Genomic DNA, 1,286 nt, shown 5'->3' on the forward strand with positions numbered 1-1,286 from the left:
ACGTCGACGCCGGGCGCGAGCCGGCCCACCGAGTTGGGGACCGTGTGCTCCGGGTGGCCGGTGAGCCAGATGTGGCGGCCGCCGCCGGGCGTGAGTATCACCACCGTCGGCGGCAGCACGATCCTCCGCGCGACGAGCAGCGACTCGAACACCCCCGGCGCGTTCGTCCCCGATTTCACGTCGAGGTCCAGCCCGATCAGGTGATGCGGCGGCCGGCCGCAGGCGATTCCGTACCCCGTCGCCCACGGGGCGGCGGCGAAGAGGGTGTGTATCGCGTCGGTGTCGGTCGTCGCGTCGTACACGCCGTGGCCGATGCGCCCGCACTCCCCGCGGCAGGGCACCCGCGGCCAGTCTGCGTGGTGCGGGGAGCGGACCGCGGGCTGTTTCGCGCGGGACAGCGGGAAGACGGGCAGCCCGCGGCGGGCGGCGGCCAGCGCGGCGGTGAGGGCATGGCTGTGTACGGAGCTGTCCATGCCCCCAGTATCGTACAAGTGTTCGATACGCGAAAGTGGCGGGCTGTACGGGTTTACCCGGCGCCGATCATGCCTGCGGGGGAAAAGGGCACCGGTCGGCGCTACATCCGGGTTCCATGGGCAACGATGCTTTCGCGACGTCGCAAACCGCCGGAGAGGCGGCCGGAGCCCCGGCCGGCTCCCGTCCACGGAACCGTCTTCCGTTACATAGGAGGAAGCAGATGGCACGCACTCGCACGGCCCGTATCTTGGCCGCGGCAGCTTCACTGCCGCTCGCTGTCGCGCTCTTCGGAGGGGTCGCACAGGCGGACAACGGGGCCGGGGCGTTCGCCAACGACGACTCCCACTCCGCGATCGTCGGCCAGCTCGGCGGCGTCGGTGACGACAACTACGGCAACAACGCCCAGACCCAGCAGGTCAACAACGGCGGCGGCGGCTACAACGAGTCCAACACCGCCAACGTCCAAGGCTTCGGCAACGTCGTCGACCAGTCGGACACCGTGGTCGTCTTCACCAATCTCTGGTAAGGCTCACGCAGTTCGGGGTGCTCATGGGGAAGGCCGCGCGGCCGCACCGTCACGGTGCGGCCGCGCGGTCGCGTGCGGGCGGCGGAGGGGTCTCCCGTAGGGGCTGCTTTGCGGCGTGACGCGTTGCCGGTCGTTTCCCGTGCGGGCTGCGGGCTGCGGGCTGCGGGCTGCGGGCTGCGGGCTGCGGGCTGCCGGCCGCGGGTGCGCCTGCGCGCCGTGTCCGGCTTCGGCCCCGGCCCCTCCCCCCGTCCCGCGTACGGCTCCCCTCCGCCCTCCGGACGGACCA

General features: G+C 72.1%; 2 protein-coding genes. One reads left to right on the plus strand and one right to left on the minus strand.

The window, feature by feature from the left end:
• A partial coding sequence (locus H5J30_RS33930) for a bifunctional DNA primase/polymerase (RefSeq protein ID WP_181791645.1) occupies window positions 1-473 on the minus strand: 473 nt, incomplete at its 3' end.
• Window positions 474-694: 221 nt separating this feature from the next.
• On the opposite strand from H5J30_RS33930, the gene H5J30_RS33935 reads away from it, so the two are divergent.
• Window positions 695-1,000: a hypothetical protein gene (locus H5J30_RS33935; protein WP_181791647.1), complete on the plus strand. Its 306-nt coding sequence runs from the start codon at window positions 695-697 to the stop codon at window positions 998-1,000.
• Window positions 1,001-1,286 lie beyond the last annotated feature (286 nt).

Source organism: Streptomyces phytophilus (assembly GCF_013870535.1).
GTDB classification, from domain to species: Bacteria; Actinomycetota; Actinomycetes; order Streptomycetales; family Streptomycetaceae; genus Streptomyces; species Streptomyces phytophilus.